The sequence below is a fragment of the Glutamicibacter sp. genome (assembly GCF_032154645.1).
GTDB lineage: Bacteria > Actinomycetota > Actinomycetes > Actinomycetales > Micrococcaceae > Glutamicibacter.
This window is the reverse complement of the sequence record NZ_JALDXV010000004.1, coordinates 50,207-70,514: the sequence shown is the minus strand read 5'-3', so window position 1 is coordinate 70,514 and position 20,308 is coordinate 50,207. Positions and strand designations below refer to the sequence as shown.

Annotated in this window: 18 protein-coding genes and 1 pseudogene; 9 read left to right on the top strand and 10 right to left on the bottom strand. The window is 58.4% G+C overall.

All coding sequences use genetic code 11. From position 1 onward, the window contains the following. Window positions 1-13 precede the first annotated feature (13 nt). Window positions 14-332 (bottom strand): annotated as a pseudogene (locus tag RUH64_RS05460) (transposase); the annotation flags it as partial. Between the two features lie 557 nt (window positions 333-889). Between RUH64_RS05460 and RUH64_RS05455 the strand changes: the two are divergent. The 7 genes from RUH64_RS05455 (at window position 890) to RUH64_RS05425 (ending at window position 7,185) form a co-directional block, all read left to right on the top strand. Next, entirely contained in the window at window positions 890-2,218 is a 1,329-nt protein-coding gene (locus RUH64_RS05455; RefSeq protein ID WP_313811927.1) for an MFS transporter, read from the top strand. A gap of 55 nt (window positions 2,219-2,273) precedes the next feature. Then, entirely contained in the window at window positions 2,274-2,924 is a 651-nt protein-coding gene (locus tag RUH64_RS05450) for a GntR family transcriptional regulator (RefSeq protein WP_313811926.1), read from the top strand. A 300-nt stretch (window positions 2,925-3,224) separates the two neighbouring features. Next, a complete protein-coding gene (locus RUH64_RS05445) occupies window positions 3,225-3,902 on the top strand; it encodes a DUF2848 family protein (RefSeq protein ID WP_313811924.1) in 678 nt (225 codons plus the stop codon). 5 nt (window positions 3,903-3,907) lie between these two features. Beyond that, window positions 3,908-5,377 carry a 4-hydroxyphenylacetate 3-hydroxylase N-terminal domain-containing protein gene (locus RUH64_RS05440; RefSeq protein WP_313811923.1) on the top strand — a complete coding sequence of 490 codons (1,470 nt, stop codon included), beginning with the start codon at window positions 3,908-3,910 and terminating at the stop codon, window positions 5,375-5,377. Between the two features lie 18 nt (window positions 5,378-5,395). Continuing rightward, a complete protein-coding gene (locus RUH64_RS05435) occupies window positions 5,396-5,749 on the top strand; it encodes a cupin domain-containing protein (protein WP_313811921.1) in 354 nt (117 codons plus the stop codon). 3 nt (window positions 5,750-5,752) lie between these two features. Beyond that, window positions 5,753-6,277 (top strand): flavin reductase family protein, encoded by a 525-nt coding sequence (locus RUH64_RS05430; protein WP_313811920.1) that lies wholly within the window; start codon window positions 5,753-5,755, stop codon window positions 6,275-6,277. A gap of 104 nt (window positions 6,278-6,381) precedes the next feature. Continuing rightward, window positions 6,382-7,185 carry a carbon-nitrogen hydrolase family protein gene (locus RUH64_RS05425; RefSeq protein WP_313811918.1) on the top strand — a complete coding sequence of 268 codons (804 nt, stop codon included), beginning with the start codon at window positions 6,382-6,384 and terminating at the stop codon, window positions 7,183-7,185. 244 nt (window positions 7,186-7,429) lie between these two features. On the opposite strand, the gene RUH64_RS05420 is transcribed toward RUH64_RS05425, so the two are convergent. The 7 genes from RUH64_RS05420 to RUH64_RS05390 all read right to left on the bottom strand — a co-directional run bounded on the left by RUH64_RS05420 (window position 7,430) and on the right by RUH64_RS05390 (window position 15,316). Next, window positions 7,430-8,962, bottom strand: a complete 1,533-nt coding sequence (locus RUH64_RS05420) for an amino acid permease (RefSeq protein ID WP_313811916.1) — start codon at window positions 8,960-8,962, stop codon at window positions 7,430-7,432. A 71-nt stretch (window positions 8,963-9,033) separates the two neighbouring features. Continuing rightward, window positions 9,034-9,705 carry a hypothetical protein gene (locus RUH64_RS05415; protein WP_313811915.1) on the bottom strand — a complete coding sequence of 224 codons (672 nt, stop codon included), beginning with the start codon at window positions 9,703-9,705 and terminating at the stop codon, window positions 9,034-9,036. Beyond that, window positions 9,705-10,457 carry a GntR family transcriptional regulator gene (locus RUH64_RS05410; RefSeq protein ID WP_313811914.1) on the bottom strand — a complete coding sequence of 251 codons (753 nt, stop codon included), beginning with the start codon at window positions 10,455-10,457 and terminating at the stop codon, window positions 9,705-9,707. The genes RUH64_RS05415 and RUH64_RS05410 overlap by 1 nt, the downstream gene beginning before the upstream one ends. Window positions 10,458-10,541: 84 nt before the next feature. Continuing rightward, window positions 10,542-11,222, bottom strand: coding sequence for a GntR family transcriptional regulator (locus RUH64_RS05405; RefSeq protein ID WP_313811912.1), 681 nt, complete (start codon window positions 11,220-11,222; stop codon window positions 10,542-10,544). Window positions 11,223-11,232: 10 nt separating this feature from the next. Then, complete coding sequence (locus RUH64_RS05400; protein ID WP_313811910.1) at window positions 11,233-12,972, bottom strand: biotin carboxylase N-terminal domain-containing protein; 1,740 nt, start codon at window positions 12,970-12,972, stop codon at window positions 11,233-11,235. Next, complete coding sequence (locus RUH64_RS05395) at window positions 12,969-14,561, bottom strand: carboxyltransferase domain-containing protein (RefSeq protein ID WP_313811908.1); 1,593 nt, start codon at window positions 14,559-14,561, stop codon at window positions 12,969-12,971. Before RUH64_RS05395 ends, RUH64_RS05400 begins: the two co-directional genes overlap by 4 nt. Then, window positions 14,558-15,316, bottom strand: coding sequence for a 5-oxoprolinase subunit PxpA (locus RUH64_RS05390; protein WP_313811906.1), 759 nt, complete (start codon window positions 15,314-15,316; stop codon window positions 14,558-14,560). The genes RUH64_RS05395 and RUH64_RS05390 overlap by 4 nt, the downstream gene beginning before the upstream one ends. Window positions 15,317-15,553: 237 nt before the next feature. Here RUH64_RS05390 and RUH64_RS05385 point away from each other — a divergent pair, with 237 nt between their 5' ends. Beyond that, complete coding sequence (locus RUH64_RS05385; protein ID WP_313811904.1) at window positions 15,554-17,650, top strand: catalase; 2,097 nt, start codon at window positions 15,554-15,556, stop codon at window positions 17,648-17,650. A 65-nt stretch (window positions 17,651-17,715) separates the two neighbouring features. On the opposite strand, the gene RUH64_RS05380 is transcribed toward RUH64_RS05385, so the two are convergent. Then, window positions 17,716-17,868, bottom strand: coding sequence for a hypothetical protein (locus RUH64_RS05380; RefSeq protein WP_313811902.1), 153 nt, complete (start codon window positions 17,866-17,868; stop codon window positions 17,716-17,718). A gap of 111 nt (window positions 17,869-17,979) precedes the next feature. After that, on the bottom strand, window positions 17,980-19,413 hold the full coding sequence (locus RUH64_RS05375; protein ID WP_313811900.1) for an MDR family MFS transporter: 1,434 nt from the start codon (window positions 19,411-19,413) through the stop codon (window positions 17,980-17,982). A gap of 118 nt (window positions 19,414-19,531) precedes the next feature. Here RUH64_RS05375 and RUH64_RS05370 point away from each other — a divergent pair, with 118 nt between their 5' ends. Beyond that, the gene (locus RUH64_RS05370) at window positions 19,532-20,155 is read left to right on the top strand and encodes a TetR family transcriptional regulator (protein ID WP_313811898.1); all 624 of its coding nucleotides are present in this window, start codon (window positions 19,532-19,534) and stop codon (window positions 20,153-20,155) included. Window positions 20,156-20,308 lie beyond the last annotated feature (153 nt).

Genomic DNA, 20,308 nt, shown 5'->3' with positions numbered 1-20,308 from the left:
CCTATGCTGATGATCAAGCGATGTTCAGCTCCGGAACATTGTAGAGCGTCCCGTCCCGGGGCGGTGCGAACGGCACCGAGAGAAATCGGCGGGTCAGAGTGATGAGTGCTTGGTATTGACGTTTTCCCTGCACCCGTTTCCGGTTCTAGCACTCTCGGCTGGCTGGAGCAAAGCGGGTGGATTTGAACGCCGAAAGATACAGTGCTCGTTTTTAATCTTTGCTACCTTCAATGGCTAACGCGTTCGGACTTGATGGAAACTCCCGAGTTTCTCGTGGTTGGTGCCAGTCCAGCGGAAGAGGGCGGTGCCGCGGCCCTCGCAAAGGTTTTGCCGAAGGTATTGACATGATGCAGTAGGGGCCATCTCGTTGCTGAATCGGTGAAATGCTCCTCAAAAAAGATTGGACTGTAAAAGCAAACAGCCTTAGGGCAGCAGTTCACAACTGAGGGTTGAGCGGTTTGTCCGATGTTATCTGGGATGCACATGTCTAGAGCCTCTCGAGCTTTGCAGTCATCGAACTCACTTGCCGGAAACTCTGGAAGGTAGTCCACTACTTTGCATGATGTATCGAGTTTCCCCGGGCGGCAAGGAGTTCTGGCGCGAAACCACATGGTGATTTGGAGACGCTCATTAGTAGATGTGGTGTTTCGGCCTCTAGTCCGGATCGATAGTACTCGCCAATCAGTCTTGTTCTTTCATGAGCACAAGTGCGTCGGCGTACGTGCATATCGCTAGAGCGTTCAGCGCGAAGTGCGTTTTCTCAAACTTGCCGTTGAAGTAAATGTAGACAAGTTGTATACAACTCGTCTACAGTTGATGCTGTGAAGCACATCACCTGACTTTAGTGGCGGTAATCCCGTCATCCTTCACCAAAACAGAGGAGAGATAGATGAGTGAAATCGCATCTGCTCCAAAAATTCGAAAGCACACTTCACTACCGACCGTTGCTGCTTCAAGCCTTGCCGGCACAGCGGTTGAATGGTATGACTTCTTTCTTTACGGCACCGCAGCCGCCCTAGTCTTCAATAAGTTGTTCTTCCCAAGCTCTGACCCATTCGTCAGCACCATGCTTGCGATGGGAACTTTCGCCGCAGGCTTTCTAGCACGACCACTGGGCGCCATCGTTCTCGGATATCTCGGCGACAAAAAGGGTAGGAAAGCGACACTTGTTGCAAGCCTCATGCTCATGGGCGTCTCCACAACGCTCATTGCGATTATTCCTACCTACGCCACAATCGGGATTTTTGCTCCGTTGCTGCTACTGCTGCTACGCCTGATTCAAGGATTCGCGCTCGGTGGCGAATGGGGCGGTGCTGTTCTCCTTGTCTCGGAATACAGCAACGATTCGAAGCGGCGCGCGTTCTGGGCCTCTTGGCCAAATGTTGGCCCTCCGCTAGGTAATCTGCTGGCAGCCGGTGTGCTTGCTGTTCTTTCGGCAACGTTGCCTCAAGAACAGTTTCTTGCATGGGGTTGGCGCATCGCCTTTGGGCTTTCTGCGTTACTTGTAGTCATTGGTCTAATCCTCCGCCTTTACGTGGAAGAAACTCCACTATTCAAGGCGCAGCAGGAGAAAAATAAAGAGAGTAATGCGCACAAGAAATCACCTTTGACTGTTCTGATTCGCGGACATTGGCGTCAGATTCTCATTGCCGCCGGTAGCCGTATGGGGGAGAACGCGGGCTTCTATATCTACTCCCTGTTCATCATCACTTACGTTACTGAAATCCTTCATCTTGACCGTGGCGTCGGCCTGACAGCAGTCATGATTGGCCAAGGCGTGGCCGTTGTCGCCATTCCGTTGATGGCGATCTTGGCGGACAAACTTGGCCGCCGGCCGATCCTTCTGACAGCATCAGGTGCAACAGTGGTCTGGGGATTCGTTTTCTTCATGCTGCTCGACACTATGCAAAGTGGACTGATCATTCTTGCGGCAGTGGGCGGACTGCTGATTTTCGCTGCGTACAGCTCAGTCATTGGTGCATTCTTTTCGGAGCTCTTTCCCACTGAGGTTCGTTATAGCGGAACATCTGTGTCCTATAACATCGCTTCGCTTGTCGCTGGTTCGCTGTCACCCCTTATTGCTCTAGCGCTGTATCAGGCGTTTGGGTCTGGTTTAGCAATTGGGCTGTACTTAGCAGTTATGGGATTGGTCTCGATCATTTCTGTTCTCTGCGCTAAAGAGACCAAAAACATCAAACTCACCGACCTCGACGCTTAAAGTTAGAGAAAGGAACTACAAGTTGACTCAGAACGACAACCTTAGGACATGGACTATGAGCGTGTATCAGAAAGCACCAATGACAGCACCAGAACGTGCCTATCAGTGGCTGCGGGCGCATATCGCACATCTGCCGTGGAACCAGGAATCGTTTCTGAGCGAAAACAATATTGCCGAGTCCACGGGCGTGTCACGCACTCCGGTTCGAGAAGCGCTTCTGCGTTTGGAAGCGGAAGGTCTTATTCGCAGAGTTCCGCACAAGGGAATTTACATTCCAGCGATGACCGAATCCGACATCGACGAAATGATGGAAGTACGTCAAGTCATTGGGGAGTGGGCAACTAGGAGGATCACCAGCGGTGGGTCACAGGTTGTTGAGGTACTTCAAGAACTGCTGGAGCAACAACGCGAGAGCACAGATGACCCCGTCAAGTTCATTGAACTAGATATTGCTTTCCATAAGGCCATTGTTCAGGCGGCAAACAATTCAACGCTTGAGCAGGTGTATGACTCTCAGCGAGTCAAGCAGGAACGCGTAGGAATCCAAGCGGTTTTGGCTACTGCTCAAAGATATGAGGCAGTTCTTCACGAACATGAAGATATGTTGTCAGCAATTAAGTCTGGCGACCCAGACCTTGCACAAAAGTCAGCGCGACGCCACATCCACTCAACCAGAGATGCCATAGGTTCCCGCAAAAACTACTAATTAATTAGGACCTAACGTCAGGATCCAAAGTACCTGACCTTAGGCCTGCGCACCCAAAAAACGACGAAGGCACCTTGCCTTAGTTCTGTGTACCCAAAAACGACGAAGTCACCTTGCCTTAGTTCTGTGCACCCAAAATCAGAAAGGTTCAGTGGAAAACATGGAATTCACCTTGATGCATGTCGATGAACTTGAACCAAAGTTCGACGGTGAATATGCGGATTTCGGACAACTCCTCCGTGCAAGTATCGATCCCAGTCTTACCGTCGGTCAGCAATCAAAACCGAAAAGGAGCACCTCGTGACCCTCACTGATCATGTAATTGAATTCGAGGTCATTGAAAGTAAAGAAGTCATCCGCCTGACAGATTTCACCGGCATGGTCGCCGGCTACACCGGCAGAGATGAGCATGCAGTTCAAGAACATATCGATGAACTAGCTGCCATCGGCATCGCACCGCCACCATCAGTACCTATGTTCTACCCGGTTGAAGTCGAATCATTCTCCTCAGTTGAGTCTCTCCCTGTTGCGGGAACTGCAACGAGCGGCGAAGTGGAACCTCTTTACATCCGCCATCAAGGGCGCTACTACTTAGGGCTCGCTTCAGACCACACCGACCGCGAAGTTGAAACCAGAGACATCGCAGAATCCAAGCGCGCCTGCCCCAAACCCGTATCTCGCCAAGTCGTCGAGATTACGGATCTCGAAAACTTCAGCCTCGACGAAGCAAGGGCCCGCACCTGGGTAGACGGGGTGCTGTACCAGGACGGAACACTCAATAACCTGCGAACCCCTGCCAATGTCGTCGGTTTGTTCCTAGAACGCCACGATATCGGTGATCAGGATTTCGTCTGCCTCGGAGGCACGCTGCCTGTGATCGGCGGACACTTCACCTACGGATCCCACTGGCGTATCGAACTCGAACTCAATCCAGAAACAACCATCATTCACTGCTACAACACCTACAAAGGAGCATAACTATAATGCGTACCGGACAGGAATACCTGAACTCTCTGAACGACAACCGCCGCATCTTGCTCGACGGACAGGTCGTCAGCGACGTAGTCAACCACCCTGCCTTCGCGAATGTAGCCCGCACCGTCGCGGAGCTCTATGACATTGCAGCCGACCCAGCCAACGGCATGCAGTATCACGCCGAAGAAATCGATGCACCGGCAAACCTGGTCTTCAGCGCGCCGCGCACCGCCGAGGAAATGCAGTTGCGCCGCAACGCTGTCGAACGCTGGGCTAAGCACACCCATGGCTGGGTGGGCCGCAGCCCTGACCACGTGGGCACCTTCTTCTCGGCATTCGGCACCCACCTGGAAGTCTTCGAACACCCAGAGCGCGATTTCGCAGGCAACGTACGTCGCTTCTACGAGCGCATCCTTCGCGAAAGCCTCTACGTTTCCTACGCGATCATCCCGCCGCAGTACTCGCGGGCAACCACTGCATCGGGTTGGGAAGGAGATTTCATTCAGGTGGGCGTGGTCCGTGAGACTGAGGAAGGTCTGATTGTCCGTGGCTCCCAGATGCTGGCTACCGGTGCTGCCATCGCCGACGAAATCTTCATCACCTGCATCAAACCTCTGGGCCCTGATGACGTCGACTTTGCAGTTTCCTTTGCACTGTCAGTAGATACCGAAGGCCTGAAACTCTTGTGCCGCCGACCCTTCGCTCCGCAGGCAAGTAGCGAGTATGACTACCCGCTAACCAGCAACTACGACGAGCCGGACTCTCTGGTCATCTTCGAAGACGTATTGGTTCCTTGGGAGCGGGTCTTTATCGACCGCGACGTCGACAAGCTTCGCCGCCAGTTCTTCGAAACAGGAGCGCATGCTCTGGGCAACTGGCAGGCACAGACTCGTCTGAACACTAAACTGCAATTCATCGGCGCTGTAGCTCGCAAGATCACTCAGGTTAACGGCACCGAACGCATCCCCGGCGTACAAGAGAAGCTTGGCGAATTGGCAGCAACCATCTCCTCGGTAGAGTCAGCACTGATCGCTGCACAGTACACTGCTGAACCTGACGCCCAGGGCTACCTGATTCCAGGCAAGCGTGCGTTGTATGGAGCAATGGGCTTGCAATCCGAGACCTATCCAAAGGTCATCGAAATTCTGCGCGATCTTGTAGGTGGCGGTGTGCTGCAGATGCCATCAGGCGTCAACGACATGCACAGTTCAATCACTGGACCGGATGTCGAGCGCTATATTGCCTCGCCGAATGTCAGTAGCGAAGAACGAATCAAGCTCTTCCGCCTGGCCTGGGACATCATCGGCACCGAGTTCGCCGGCCGTCACCAGCAATACGAAATGTTCTACGCTGGCGCACCATTCGTAGTGAAGGGTGCATATACCTTCCGCAACTACGGATACGAGCATCATGTCGCTGAACTTGATGAATTCCTCAATAGCTACAGCTCTACCACCGCTGTATTCGCCACAAACTAAATTTCAAGGAGACATAAAATGGCAAAGCCAGAATTCGAATTCGGCCCGACCGCGGCCGTTGAATTCACCAACTGCAACCCTCACGTTGAAGGTCTTTCTGAAGCGATCTTGGCGTGTGATGACTCCAGCGATGCGGTGACCCGAATCTTGAAGTTCGAGCCGGGCACGGACACCAGCCCTAACGGAGCACTCACCCATGACTTCTGGGAAGAGGTCTACATCTTCGAAGGCTCCTTCGTCGACCAGCGGCTGAACCGTACTTTCAAGGCAGGAGACTGGGCAACTCGCCCACCTGGCATGGAACACGGTCCATGGATCTCCGAGAACGGCGCGAAAATGTTCGAAGTGCGCTACTACCAGAAGGAGAACTGAGTCATGGCATTGCCACAGACTTTTGCGGTCCCAGATCCCCTGGGGATGCGCCAGGCAATGGGACGCTTCCTGACCGGCGTTGCTGTAGTCACCACCGAGCATAAAGGTGAGGGCTCAGGAATGACTATCAACTCGCTGACCTCTATCAGCTTGGAACCGCCGATCCTGATGGTATCGCTGAACTTTAACACCCGTACCGGCGATGCAATTCGGGACGGTGGACGTTTCGCAATCTCCATCCTTGGTTCCAAGCAGGAGGCTGTGGCACGACAATTCGCTACTCGTGGTGGTGCACGATTTGAAGCAGGCAGCTTTGACGTAACCCCTGGGGGTCTGCCTGTGATCAGCGAGGCGCTGAGCCAGCTCGAATGCAAGGTAGTTCACCAGTATGACATCGGAGATCATCAGGTGTTCTTCGGCCAAGTTACAGCCAGCCGAGACCGTGATGGCAGCGGACTGGCCTTCAACGCCGGCAAGTTCGGAAGTTTCGAAGACTTCCACCATGAACGGGCACCCTGGTTGTTCTAACAGGGCGTCATTAGGAGCACAATAATCTTCATTGAGTCGCAAGCATTGAGCTTGCGACCCAATGAAGTATCAGCCGGTTCAGGCAAAAAACTAGGAGTAGAAAAATGAAAATCGCACTTGCACAAATCCTTAGCACAGCCGATATTCAAACGAATCTCGAGCTGGTGAAATCCCATAGTGCCGACGCGGCTGCTCTAGGTGCACGACTGATTGTCTTTCCGGAGGCGACGATGCGTTCCTTCGGTAATGATCTGTTGTCGGTAGCGCAGGAGAACAGTGTGTCCTGGGCTGACGCTGTGCGTGCTATAGCAGCGGAATACAACATCACTATCGTGGTGGGTATGTTCACCCTAGGGGAAGGTGAACGCGTACGCAACACTCTGCTGATCACCGGACCTCAAGTAGACGGTTCTTACGACAAGATCCACCTATACGATGCGTACGGTTACCAGGAATCGGTTTCCGTCACTCCTGGTGACAAGACTCTTACCTTCATTGTGGACGGCATCACTTTCGGTGTTGCTACCTGCTATGACGTGCGCTTCCCTGAAATCTTTTTTGCGAACGCAGCTAATGGAGCTTCGGTGAACATCGTGTGTGCTTCCTGGGCAATGGGACCAGGAAAAGTGGAACAGTGGCAGCTGGCAACCCGGGCCCGCGCAATGGACAGCACCACTTACGTCGTGGCTGTGGACCAAGCTGACCCACACGCGGTGCCTGAGGCGCTGGTGACTGACGATCCTCTGGGAGTGGGCCACAGCTCCTTCATTGCACCGGATGGAACAGTGCTGGAGGATTTGGGCAAGTCCCCTGCTCTGCGCATCGTCGAGATCGATCCGCAGGAAGTGGAGCGCGTCCGGGCAGGTCTTCCAGTGCTTGCCAATGCCCGTCTGCGTTCGAAGAACTAAATCCGGTGCCGGTTTTGCCCGTGGACACGTAATTTACTTCTTCGCAGATAGAGCTGGGGTGGCGATACCGAAGTATCGCCACCCCAGCTCTTATTCGTGCAACCCTTGTGGTTTTCTGTTCTTTGCCTTCAGTGACCAGCCCCTTGGAAATCGTTGGTAGTACCCTGCCTTCGGCAAAGCGCTCCGTAGAAATTTCTATAGGGTCGATGTCCAAGACGGCTAATGATGCTGCGATACTCCATGCTTAATGCGACGGTGTTGTCGACTCGTCCGCCCTAGCGGCAGCGGGGCCGTGCGCCGCTGCGCGCAGCTTGGCCGCCACCTCAATTGCGTCATCGCTGGGGGCGTCGGACTTCCGGTCCGGATTCGCGATGAAGAGGTAGAGGGCTCCGGCGCCGGCGACCACCGCGAAGCCGATGAGCACGATCCAGTCGGCGACGAAGTCTCCCGTAGAGCCAGGCCATGCCAGTAGTACCATGGCAAAAATCCCGTAGGCGAGAGCGAGGATGTTGACGAGCATTCCGGCGGAGCCCAGGCTGAAGGGGCCCGCTGGTTTCCAGCCGCGCAGACGCTGACGCAGCGAGGCGAGCACGACACCCTGGAATGCAACGTAGATGCCGAGGATGGCGAAGCTGGTGACCTGTGTCAGCAGCGACTCCGGTCCAACATAGATGCAGATGCACAGTGCAAACGGTATGCAGCAGGCGACGAGCAGTGCGTTGGCTGGAACCTTGCCCTTGGTGGACACCGAGCTGAGCCAACGGTGTCCCGGAAGCATTCCGTCGCGGGCGAAGGAATAGATCAACCGCGAAGCCGCAGCCTGGAGTGAAAGGACGCAGGAGAGGAACGCCGTCAAGGCGATGACCAAGAAGATCTTTGACCCCACGGTGCCCAAGCTTGCCTCAAGAATTGCAGGGATCGGGTCGGGATCTTCGCCATTGACGATCTGCTGAAGATTCGGCGCCGCCATGACGTATCCGGAGAATGACAGCAATGCCGAGACGCAGCCGACCAGAATGGTCATCATCATTGCCTTGGGAATGCGGCGGGCTGGATTGCTGACTTCTTCCGCGACGTCGCCGCAGGCTTCGAAGCCGTAGAACAGGAAGAGGCCGGTGAGCGCCGCTCCCATGAAGGCGCTGGCGTAGCTTGAGTCGCCCTGGACCCCCATGGAGTCGAAGAAGACGCTGAATGACTGCTGACGCTGGAAAATGAGCAGGTAGAGTCCGACCGCGATGACGCCGATCAGCTCGGCCGCCAATCCAATGCGGGCAATGCGGGCCATGGTTTTGGTGCCGCTGAAGTTCAACAGCAGGGCGATGAACAGCAGTGCGGTGGCGAACCAGAAGGTGCTGGCGCGGGTCAGCTCGATATTAAAGGTGCTGGCGACGAAGCTCGAACCAAATTGCGCCACCGAGGTAATGGTGACGATCATTGCCCAAATGTAGATCCAGGCGGCCATCCAGGCGTAGCGCTTGCCCCACAGGCGCCGCGTCCACGGATAGATTCCTCCGTGGATGGGGTACTGGGAGACCACCTCGCCGAAGATCAACGACACCAGAAACTGTCCGCCGGCAACGATGAGTATCCAGAAGATGGAGGGCGGTCCACCCGTAGACATGGCGATGGCAAAGAGCGAGTACACGCCGACCAGCGGAGACAGGTAGGTGAACCCTAGGGCGAAGTTCGCCCAGAGCGACATCGACCTGTCGAAGGACTGCTCGTAGCCGAGCACGGCGAGGTGCTGGCCATCTTGTAATTGACGATCTGTAGGCATGGAAATCCCGAAGCGAGTGGACGCAATAGAGCGTGTGAACTGGAACACATCGAGACTAGCATTTAAAGATTCTATTTAGAAGGATTAAATATTTTCGTGACAACTCTCAGGCTGGTCCCCGGAACCTGAAGGCTTTGCGCGGTTGAGTCCACCGCAATAATTTCCCCGAGGCCGTGCAGGGGGTCGGTGGAGGTAATCACCCTGCCCTGATGTGAAACCAGCGCCGCCTCGCCGTCAAACTTCGCCAACAGGCGCTGTATTTCCGGTTCCATGTCTCGCACCTGAAGATCGAGCCCGAGCACTCCCGAGGTGCTTGCGGTGGCTGGAACCGTCAGGGTCAGCACGTAGTCGCAGATGCAGAGGTGGTCGACGAACGGCCCGGTGATATGGCGCTGGCCCGAATCCTGCGGACCCTTGAACCATTCGAGTTGATAGTAGTCACGGACGTAGTCCGCATACTCGCGCTGCTCCAGGTGCAGCCTTGTGATCTGCTCTGAAGCGGCAAACAGGGGATTGTCCTGCATGGGCGCCAGCCACCAGTCAAAGTCCATGCCGTGCTCATTGCGTCCTATGTATCCGGCACCTACCACGGCTGAACTCGGATCCATGAGCCATGGTTCGACCAGTGTACGGATGAGTGACCCGCCGCTCGGCTCGGGGGACTGTACCAGTTGTTGTTGCAATGCATCGAGGTTGCAAAAATGCTTGTCGAAAATTTCTGCAAGGGATAACAGCGGATCCATTAGGCAGTTTCCATTTCTTGTTTGCGGCGCAGCAGCCACGTGGCCAATTGCGTAAAGAGGCTGTGGCATAGCTCGCGGCACAGCGACGTGTTGCGTTCGAAGAGCGCCTGCAGGATCTTCTCATCGATATCCGCGACAGCCCGGGAGAGGGCAGCGTCGGAGAGCCCCATCCAGAGCAGTTGGCCATAGCGGGCCTGGAATTGGATTTGTTCGCGCACCAGCCGCGGCGACTGTGACAGCACGCAGAGTTCTAGGAGGAAGCCCCCGTGGTCCCTTGCGGCTGTCGCGGGGGTGGAAAAATCTGCCTCGGCTAACCACAGCGTGAGCGCCTGAATCTCAGAATCCGTGCAGACCAGGCAGGCGCGGTCGATAGTGCCGGCGGTGATCACTTCGCCGAACAGGGCTGCATCCAACAGCTCGGTGCGCGACACGGCGCGCAGCCGCGAGTCCAAGAGCTTCTGCGAACTGTGCGGTGCATCAGCGGTGACAAATGATCCGCCCTCCCGGCCGCGCCTGGTTTCCACCAAACCGGCGTCGCGCATCTCTGCCAGAGCCTCGCGGGCGGTCACCACCGCCACACCGAATTTCTTGGCCAGTTCACTTTCAATGGGCAGCCGCTCGCCGGGAACGATGACGCCGAGCAGGATGGCATCGGCAAGCCTGCGGGCCACCTGGGAGGAACGGCTGTCGGTGAGGAGCGGGGCAAAGGTCACGCTGCGAGAGCCGAGCGCAGGAGAGCGGCTAGGTTTCATGTCTGCAAGCATATCCAGTAGCACGCGGGCAATCCGGCAAGTGATGTGCACAGTGCATGGAAGTACAGTGCCGTGGCGGTGAACCTATTCCGGGTCGGAGACTGCCAAATGCCGCAGGAGCTCGGCCTCGGCCATATCCAAATATCCGCGCAGCGTCTGCGCGGCTTCCTGCCGTTGGCCTGCGGCGAGCAGCTCAACCAGCGTGGCATTCTGCTCCACGTAGTGAGAGTGGAAATCAGGGGCGTCGCTCATCGCATGGAAGACCAGTCGCATGCGGGCCAGCACCCGGCCCATCAGTTCCTGCAGCAGTAAGCTGCCGGAGGTGAGCACCAGCTGCTTGTGGAACTCCTGATTGGCGTCGGCCATCCTCGCCACGTCGTTGGCTGCATAGGCCTTGCGTGCGGTGGCGATGATGGCCGAGAGCGCCCCGAGATCGACATTCGGCCCCCAGGCAAGGCAGGCAGGCTCGATGGTGCGGCGCACCGCGTAGATCTCCCGCACGTCGTCGGCATCGGGAGAGGCGACGAACACCCCGCGGTTGGGGATGCGGGTGATGATCAGTTCGCTGTCCAGCAGCGTGAAGCTCTCGCGCAGGGTGTTGCGCGAGAGTCCCAGCGATTCGGCGAGCGCCTGCTCGGACAGCTTGGTGCCAGGCAGCAGCTCGCCGGAGGCGATCTGCGCACGCAGCAGGTCCGCGGCCCAGGTGCTTGAATGCGCGTGGGGTGCCTTGGCTGGCTGTTCGGTGAGCATGCTGCGTGCGTTCATAGGATCAAATTTACTGGATTTGTCCGACCTCTTGGCCGCGGGTCAACGCCGTGCCGACCTGCAGTGCCCCCTGAGAGAAGATCCCCGAGCGCTGCGCCGTCACCGGCGACTCCATTTTCATGGCCTCCACGATGGCAACGGTCTGCCCTTCGGAAACCTCGGCGCCGTCCTGGACGGTGAAGCGCACCAGGTTGCCGTCCATGGGGCTGGTCACCGCGTTCTGGTTGAGCTCTGCCGCGGGGGCTGCTTCGGGCCCTGAGGCCGCCGCACCGCCGGTGCGGTGCAGGGCCTGGACCATGGCCGAGGGCAGGCCCAGCTGCATGGCCCTGCCGTCCAGCTCAATGGTGATGGTTTCACGGGCAGTGTCCCGCTGCGGCAGGTCCAGCTGCTCGCTGGATTCAAGCTGCTCCATGAACTCGTCTTCGATCCAGGTGGTGTACACCTTCAGCTGCTCTTCCGAGGCGAAGTCCGGGTGCTGAAGCACCGCCTGGTGGAAGGGCAGCACCGTGGGCACGCCGTCCACCAGCATTTCCTTCACCGCAATGCGGGCGCGGCGCAGTGCCTGGGTGCGGTCCTTGCCGTGCACCACGAGCTTGGCGATCAGCGAGTCGTAGAACGGCGGGACGATCGATCCGCTGCGCACCCCGGAGTCCACGCGGATGCCTGAACCGGTGGGCGCCTCGAAGCGGGTGATGGTGCCGGGGGACGGCAGGAAGCCGCGGGCCGGGTCCTCCACGTTGATGCGGAATTCGAAGGCGTGGCCTACCGGCTGCGGGTCTTCGGTGATGGACAGTGGCAGGCCGTCGGCGATGCGGAACTGTTCGGCCACCAGGTCGATTCCCGCAGTTTCCTCGGTGATCGGGTGCTCCACCTGCAGGCGGGTGTTGACCTCGAGGAAGGAGATCAGCCCGTCGGGGGCCACCAGGTACTCCACGGTGCCGGCGCCCACATAGCCCGCCTCGCGGCAGATGGACTTGGCCGACTCGTGGATGCGGACACGCTGCTCGTCGCTCAAAAACGGTGCCGGGGCTTCCTCCACGAGCTTCTGGTGGCGGCGCTGCAGCGAGCAGTCGCGGGTGCCGACGACGATGACATTGCCGTGCGCATCGGCCAGCACCTGGGCCTCGACATGGCGCGGGCGCTGCAGGAAGCGCTCGACGAAGCATTCGCCGCGGCCGAACGCCACCGTCGCCTCGCGCACCGCCGACTCGAAGGCCTGCGGGATTTCATCCATGGTGTGCGCGATCTTCAGTCCGCGACCGCCGCCGCCGAAGGCCGCCTTGATGGCCACCGGGACGCCGTGCTCCTGTGCGAACTCGCGCACCGCCTGGGCGTTGTCCACCGGTCCGTCGGTGCCCGGAACTAGCGGGGCCCCTGCCTTCACCGCGATGGTGCGGGCGGTGACCTTGTTGCCCAGGGCCTCGATCGCTTCCGGCGAGGGGCCGATCCAGCTCAGGCCGGCATCAATCACCGCCCGGGCGAAGTCGGCGTTCTCGGAGAGGAAGCCGTAGCCGGGGTGCACAGCATCCGCGCCGCAGTCCTTGGCGATCTGAATGATCTTGCCGATGTTCAGGTAGGTGTCGGCGCCGGTGGAACCATGCAGCGGGTAGGCCTCGTCGGCGCGGCGCACATGCAGTGCGTCGGCGTCGGGGTCCGAGTAGATGGCTACCGAAGCAATGTTGGCGTCGGCGGCGGCGCGGGCCACGCGGACGGCGATCTCGCCGCGGTTGGCAATCAGTACCTTTTTCATTTGGTTCCTCGTGATTCGACAGTGCTAAAGCGGATGGTGCTGCCCGCGGGCAGCTGGGCGGCGAAACTCAGATCTTCCTCGATCACCGTGGCGATGACCGGGTAGCCGCCGGTGACCGGGTGGTCGGCCAGGAAGAGAACCGGCAGGCCCGAGGGCGGGACCTGCAGGGCGCCCAGGGGAACGCCCTCGCTGGGCAGTTCCTCGTGGATGCTGCGCTGCAGCGGTGAACCGTCGGTGGCAAGGCGGATGCCCACGCGGTTCGATTCGTTGGTCACCTGCCACAGCTGGGAGCTCAGTGCCTGGATGCCGCGCTCGCCGAACCAGTTCTCTCTTGGTCCGGGGATCACGCGCAGGGTGTAGACGCCGTCGCCGTCGGGCTCAGGCAGGGTGCTTGGCTGCGGGTTGCCAACGATGTGCCCATGGTGTGGCTGCGTGACGCCCAGGCGCTGCCCGGCGGCCAAGGCTGCGGGGCCTAGGCCGGAGAGCGTATCGGTGGAGCGGGACCCCAGGGTTTCCGGGACATCGAGTTCACCGCGCACGGCCAGGTAGCTGCGCAGCCCCCTGCCGGTGCCGGTCATGTCCAGGCGCTCGCCGTCAAGCAGTGCAAAGGGGGCGTTGGCGGCTGCCTGCCGCGGGGCTCGGACCTCGTCGTTCTCCGCCGGGGTGATCCACAGTTCCACCTCGGCGCCGGCCACCGCCACCACCTGGTCGCCGATGGCCTGAAGGCTGAGCAGGCCGGTGAGGACTTCAAGCGCGGCGGCGCCCGGTGGGTTGCCGACCAGTGCGTTGGCCTGGTGGTAGGAGGCCTGATCTGCCGTGCCCGCGACGCCCACGCCCAGGTTGCCGTATCCGGGGCGCCCCGCATCCTGGATCAGCGTCTGCAGTCCGGGATTGATGATCTGCAGCCCCGGGGCGGTGCTGGCCGCCCGAGGCGATTCATCTTCAGCTCGGGGGCTGGCCACGCTGATGGCCTGCGTGGCTACGGTGAACTGCACCGTGTCCTGCGGGCGGATCAGCGCCGGGGTGCTACGGCTCAGGTCCCACATGGGCACGTCGGTGTGCCCGATCAGCTGCCAGCCGCCGGGGGACTGGCGCGGGTACACCGCCGAGTATTCGCCGGCCAGCGCCACCGACAGGGCCGGGACCTTGGTGCGCGGGGTGGAGCGCCGCGGGACATTCAGCAGTTGGTTTTCTCCGCGCAGGTAGGCGAAGCCCGGAGCGAATCCGCCGAAGGCAGCGGTCCAACGCTGGGAGGTGTGGGCGTTGACGACCGCTTCGACGCTCATGCCGGTCAGCTCGGCCACCGCAGTCAGATCTTCCCCGTCGTAGTGCACCGGCACTTCGACGAGTTTGCCGGTGTTGCGCGCTGCGGCGCCCAGCTCCAAGGAGGGCAGCAGGGAGGCGGCCCGCACGGCGTGGGCGGCGGAGTCGAATTTGATCAGGACCGTCAGCGCCGCGGCAAGAATGTCTTTCTGCCCAGCCAGCGGCGCGGTGTCGAGCGCCGAGTTCAGCGCCAGCACATCGTCCAATGTTGCGAGATCTACCAGCAGGTCGTGGCTGCCAGCCCGGTGGATGGCGGTGATGCTCACGCGAAGCTCCGGATCTGCACGCCGGCCTGCTCAAGTCCCTGGCGTACGGCGGCGGCCATCGCCACGGCTCCCGCGGTATCTCCATGGAGGCAGATTGATTCCGCCGGCATGGTGATGGTGCTGCCGTCTACCGCGATCAGTGTTCCCTCGGTGGCCAGTCGGATCATGTTTTCGGTGACGGCGGCCGGGTCATGCAGCACCGCATTGGCTTCGCGGCGGGAAACCAGGGTGCCGTCCGGGGTGTAGTTGCGGTCTGCGAAGGCTTCTGCCACGCCGCGCAGTCCTGCCCGTTCGGCCTTGGCCAGGGCTACCGAGCCCGGCAGCAGGAGCACCGGGAGGTCTTCGCCGAAGGCCTTGATGGCATCGATGACCGCCTGGGCGTGTACCTCGTGGTGCACGATGGTGTTGTACAGGGCGCCATGGGGCTTGACGTACTTGATCTCGCCGCCGGCCGAGCGGGCTAGGGCCTGCAGGGCGCCTAACTGGTAGAGGACGTCGTCGGCCAGCTCCGTGGCCGAGCAATCCACGAAGCGGCGGCCGAATCCCGCCAGGTCCCGGTAGCCCACGTGCGCACCGATGGTCACCGATGCGGCGACCGCGTCTCGGCAGGTTTGGCGGATGGTGCTGGGATCTCCCGCGTGGAAGCCGCAGGCCACGTTGGCCGAGGACACCGAGGTGAAAATGGCGGCGTCGTCGCCCATTTTCCAGTTGCCGAATGATTCGCCTACATCTGAATTCAGGTCGATGAACGCCATTGTGATCCCCGTCTCGTGAAATTGCCTTGGTAACAGGATGCACTAATTTCGCAGATTGTTCAACAATCTTAAGGTTGTTTCTTGAATCTGAACGCAGCATGGGAATCAATGCGGTTGGTGGCCAGTTGTCATGAGCTCTCCTAGCGTGGCAAATACCTGATGTCGCACAACCCGCACTTCGGGGCGGCTTCGACCGAAAGACTTCACGACGGAAATCCGAGGATAGAGGAGCAGGCAATGAACAACCCATCAACGCAGCCAAATTCCAACGATCCGATGCCACGGACGCAGATCCCCAATCAGACCTCCAAAAACCTGACGACGAGCCAAGGGTCGCCCATCGCAGATACCGATCATTCGCTGAAGGCATCGCAGCGCGGTCCTACTCTGCTGCAAGACCACCACCTACGTGAAAAAATCATGCATTTCGACCACGAACGAATTCCTGAGCGGGTAGTTCATGCCCGTGGGGCAGGCGCCCACGGCATCTTTACCAGTTATGGTGCGGTGGGCGATCTGTGCATCGCTGACTTTCTGCAGCCGGGACGCCGAACCGAAGTATTTGTTCGGTTCTCCACCGTTGTCGGCTCCCGCGGATCGATGGATACGGCACGGGACACCCGCGGATTCGCCACAAAGTTCTATACCGATGAAGGCGTCTTTGACCTTGTCGGCAACAATATCCCAGTGTTCTTCATCCAAGACGGAATGAAGTTTCCGGATGTTGTTCATGCGGTCAAACCGCATCCGGATCGAGAAATTCCACAGGCACAATCCGCTCACGATACCTTCTGGGATTTCGTCTCGCTGCATACTCCTGCGCAGGCGCATACCTTATGGAACATGAGCGATCGTGGCATCCCTCGCTCCTACCGAATGATGGAAGGATTCGGAGTCCATACGTTCAGGATGATTGGTGTCTCGGGGCAGTCGTCATTGGTGAAGTTCCATTGGAAACCCAAACTGGGCGTGCACTCCCTGACCTGGGAGGAATCTCAACTCACCGCCGGGGCGGATCCAGACTTCCATCGACGAGACCTGGCCGAGGCGATCGACGCGGGGTTCTACCCTGAATGGGAATTGGGGGTGCAGATCTTCGAAGACGACGGAACCGCCGAATTTCACGGCATCGATCTTCTGGACCCAACCAAGTTCGTCCCGGAGGAACTTGTGCCGGTCCAGTTGCTGGGCAAGATGGTACTGGACCGCAATCCATCAAACTACTTTGCGGAGACCGAGCAGATAGCCTTCCATCCAGGACACCTCGTTCCGGGAATCGATGTCACGGATGACCCACTGCTGCAAGCCCGTCTTTTTTCCTATCTGGATACGCAGATTACCCGGTTGGGCGGTCCTAACTTTTCACAGATTCCAATCAATCAGCCGAAGAATCCGGTCAACGATATGCTCCGCGACGGATTCCACCAGCACAAGATCCATGAAGGGATCGCACCCTACAAGCCAAATTCTCTGGATGGCGGCTGCCCTTTCATGTCTCAACTCGCCGATGGACAAGTACCGCCCCTGGAGTATCCCCAGGCGGTGGCAGGTGAAAAAGTTCGCGGCGAGCCGGTCAGTTTCTCGGATCATTTCTCTCAGGCTCGAATGTTCTACCGGAGCCTGGCTCCCGTAGAGCAGGACCACGTCAAACAGGCCTACAGCTTCGAACTTGGAAAATGCACGGTGCCCGAAGTCCGAGAGCGTCAGGTCCAGTGCTTGGCGAAAATCGATGGTTCTTTGGCGCAAGCCGTGGCCAGTGCATTGGGGATGCCGGCGCCGGAACGCAGGACGGATACGGTGGACCTGGACCTGAGTCCCTCGGTATCGCAGGTGGGGACTTCGTGGCCGGTAGACGGGCGAACGGTGGGCATTGTTCTAGGATCCGATGGGCACCCTGTTGCGGCTGAATTGCTCAGCTTGCTTAACGAACGGCTGCTGAACCCACTGATCGTCGCCCCGCATGCTGGTCAAACATCTTCAGGAGAACAGGTCGATCGGACGTACGCCACTGCGCGCTCCGTCGAATTTGATGCGCTCATCCTCGCGGGGGCATTGCCTCCCGCAGATGACGCTCACGTCGGCCTCGATGCCAAAGCAGGCGCTGATCCAAATGGAGAATCCAATGTTGATCCACGGGTAGTACTACTGGTCCAAGAAGCCTATCGGCACTGCAAAGCGATCTACAGCGTTGACGATGCTGCTTTGCACGCCTTGAAGGCCGCTGGACTACGTGGCGACGAACCGGGAATCTACTCATTGAATCTGGAGAACGCGCCCGATCATTTGATCGATGTTTTGGCAAAGCACAGAGTTTGGGACCGCTTCACTTCATAGATAATTACAGGCTGCAAAGTCTAGGGGCCGACGCGGATGCGTCGGCCCCTAGACTTCAGGTGGTGCTATTTGCCCTGCTCATCTGACTGCTCTTCATCGTCATCGTGAGCAAAGGGGATCACTCCGCTCGGAGCATCTTCTGGAACGGTCTTGTTCTCGTGGTTCGGATCTGGCGTTTCTGCAGGGGCAACAGTTTCGTCGTGACGGTTCTTGTCCATGACTGATTCGTCCTTCCGTAGGTGCTTGATGTATGGCCGCCATGGGCCAGTAATTCACACACTAACGAGCCACGATGATGTCACCTCTGAACCTTGGTAAAGGCTGGAAGGTCAGTGCTTTACGGATGTCGGTTTCTTGATCAGCAGTGCGAGTACGACCGTCAGTGAAGCCATGACCGCTCCGACGATAAATGCCCAGTGGGCACCGGCAAAGTAGCTTTCGGCAAGATCCACACCGTCCGAGATTCGACTGTTGGAAACCGCCGAAAGAATGGTGACGAAAACTGTCGTACCTATGGCTCCCGCCAGCTGCTGGCTGGTGTTGAAGATGGCCGATCCATGGCCATAGAGGCGTGGTCCGAAAGATGCCATCGCTGCGGTCATTAGACCCGTCATGAGTATTGCCATGCCGGCCGAGAAGATCATATGGATCACCATGAAGGTGCTCAGCTCGGTCTGCGCATTCACCGAAGCGTACAGCCACTGGCCCAGTGTGATCAGCAGGGCGCCGGGAATCAGCACGGGACGTGGGCCGAACTTGTCGTAGATGCGGCCGAAGATCGGAGAGACAACCACCTGCACCAGTCCGCCGGGCAGCAGCATCAGGCCGATGGCCAGCGCGTCGATACCCCGGCCGATCTGCAGGATGATCGGCAGGATCATCAATGTGCCAAGCATCGTGCCGAAGGCGATCATGATCATCAAAATTGCATAGGTAAAGGTGCGTGAGGTGAAGGGAGTGAAGTTCAGTAGCTCGCCACCGGTGCGAGTCAGGACAATCTGGCGGCGGATAAATGCCGCAAGGGAAACTGCTCCGATAACAAAGCTTCCGATGGTCAACGCAGGCTGCTGTTCCAGCTTGTCAACGCTTGAAATGCCGTAGACCAATAGGCCGAAGGCCAGGGCCGAGAGGAGCACTGACAAGTAATCGACCTTTGAGACCCGAACCGCAGAGGGAACCTTGAAGAAGATACCACCAAGAATTAGCACGATCAGCGCAATGGGCAGCATGAGGGCGAAAACGTAGTGCCAGCCCATGGCGTGTACGACGGCGCCCGACACGGTGGGTCCGATTGCGGGGCCCACTCCAATGACGATCGAATTCAGACCCATCACGGTTCCGCGCTTGCCGACCGGGACCAAGGTCAAGGTCGTGGTCATCAGCAGCGGAAGAACGATTGCGGTGCCGACCGCCTGGATGATGCGGGCCAGCAGGATGAAGGTAAAGCTCGGCGCCACGGTGGCAATGAGTGTGCCGAGCATGAAGCTGAGAATTGCAAAGAAGAACAGCGAGCGATGCTTAAAGCGTTGCAGCAGGAATCCGGTGGTGGGGATGACTACCGAAAGGGTCAAAAGGAATCCAGTAGTCAGCCACTGTCCGGTAGCCGCCGAAATCCCCAGATCCTCCATGATGTCCGGTAGGGCCACGGTGAGCACCGTTTCGTTCAGGATCATCGTAAATGCCGCCAGCGCGAGGGCTGCGATCACACCGAACAACTGTTTGGCGCTGAGCTGCGGCATTGGTGGGTGTAATTCTTGCTTCATTAAATACTTCTGCTTCCGTCGAGCGCACCGTTTTGAAATCAGTCATAGTCTGCCACTATTTTGTTCAAAAAGTGTCAGATTGTGACAGAAAATAAGATATGGTTCGAGGTGTAGGAGAATGAAATCGTCCACACTACCGACGGAGGGCGCGATGGGAATACGGCAGGAGCACAAGGCGGCAACCCTCAAGGATATACAGCGCTCAGCCCTTGACCTGGTAGAGCGATATGGACTTGAAAACATCACCATCGGCCGTATCGCAGCCGAGGCGGGCGTCGCAGACAGGACGTTTTTTCGCTACTGCGAATCCAAGGAAGCCGCGATCCTTCCCAAGCATGACGACCTCTATGCGGCGATCACTCGCTGCTCACTGCCCAGCAATGCTGACGGAGCCCAAATCTTCAAACTGCTGTTGCCTGTCTGTCGTGAAGCGTTCGTCAGTTCGGTGCAGAATACCGACTTCCGCAGAATTTCTCAGCTCATCTTAAAAGAGCCAAAACTGGCTGCCTTTGCCAAGCAGGAAGAGCAGCGGCTCGTTGAGGTGGTGCAGGAACATCTGGAGGGTCATGGCCTGGATGCGATGCAATCGCTGCTGATCGGGGAACTGGTGGCCACTACGTGGCGCGCTGCATGGCAGCGATTTGCCGTCGAAGATCAGCTGGGGCACGATGCGGATCCCGTAGCACTCTACGATCAATCAATCTCCACGTTGGGCCAGCTGTGTCAGGGATTGTCCGAATAGCGATTTTTGTACATTGAGTTATCGATCATTAACTTAGATGTGACGAACTGCTCGCGGGCTATTCAGCCCGGCATTTCGGCGTTAAATCGAGGTTGCTTGTCGATTTTTCGCTACCTAAACAGTGTGTCTGAGCGCAAAATCGGGTAGATTTGG

What these genes read in the sequence shown, in the direction of transcription:
- RUH64_RS05455 (WP_313811927.1), top strand. Translation starts at nt 890, where the DNA reads ATGAGTGAAATCGCATCTGCTCCAAAAATTCGAAAGCACACTTCACTA.
- RUH64_RS05450 (WP_313811926.1), top strand. Translation starts at nt 2,274, where the DNA reads ATGAGCGTGTATCAGAAAGCACCAATGACAGCACCAGAACGTGCCTAT.
- RUH64_RS05440 (WP_313811923.1), top strand. Translation starts at nt 3,908, where the DNA reads ATGCGTACCGGACAGGAATACCTGAACTCTCTGAACGACAACCGCCGC.
- RUH64_RS05435 (WP_313811921.1), top strand. Translation starts at nt 5,396, where the DNA reads ATGGCAAAGCCAGAATTCGAATTCGGCCCGACCGCGGCCGTTGAATTC.
- RUH64_RS05430 (WP_313811920.1), top strand. Translation starts at nt 5,753, where the DNA reads ATGGCATTGCCACAGACTTTTGCGGTCCCAGATCCCCTGGGGATGCGC.
- RUH64_RS05425 (WP_313811918.1), top strand. Translation starts at nt 6,382, where the DNA reads ATGAAAATCGCACTTGCACAAATCCTTAGCACAGCCGATATTCAAACG.
- RUH64_RS05420 (WP_313811916.1), bottom strand. Translation starts at nt 8,962, where the DNA reads ATGCCTACAGATCGTCAATTACAAGATGGCCAGCACCTCGCCGTGCTC.
- RUH64_RS05415 (WP_313811915.1), bottom strand. Translation starts at nt 9,705, where the DNA reads ATGGATCCGCTGTTATCCCTTGCAGAAATTTTCGACAAGCATTTTTGC.
- RUH64_RS05410 (WP_313811914.1), bottom strand. Translation starts at nt 10,457, where the DNA reads ATGAAACCTAGCCGCTCTCCTGCGCTCGGCTCTCGCAGCGTGACCTTT.
- RUH64_RS05405 (WP_313811912.1), bottom strand. Translation starts at nt 11,222, where the DNA reads ATGAACGCACGCAGCATGCTCACCGAACAGCCAGCCAAGGCACCCCAC.
- RUH64_RS05400 (WP_313811910.1), bottom strand. Translation starts at nt 12,972, where the DNA reads ATGAAAAAGGTACTGATTGCCAACCGCGGCGAGATCGCCGTCCGCGTG.
- RUH64_RS05390 (WP_313811906.1), bottom strand. Translation starts at nt 15,316, where the DNA reads ATGGCGTTCATCGACCTGAATTCAGATGTAGGCGAATCATTCGGCAAC.
- RUH64_RS05385 (WP_313811904.1), top strand. Translation starts at nt 15,554, where the DNA reads ATGAACAACCCATCAACGCAGCCAAATTCCAACGATCCGATGCCACGG.
- RUH64_RS05380 (WP_313811902.1), bottom strand. Translation starts at nt 17,868, where the DNA reads ATGGACAAGAACCGTCACGACGAAACTGTTGCCCCTGCAGAAACGCCA.
- RUH64_RS05375 (WP_313811900.1), bottom strand. Translation starts at nt 19,413, where the DNA reads ATGAAGCAAGAATTACACCCACCAATGCCGCAGCTCAGCGCCAAACAG.
- RUH64_RS05370 (WP_313811898.1), top strand. Translation starts at nt 19,532, where the DNA reads ATGAAATCGTCCACACTACCGACGGAGGGCGCGATGGGAATACGGCAG.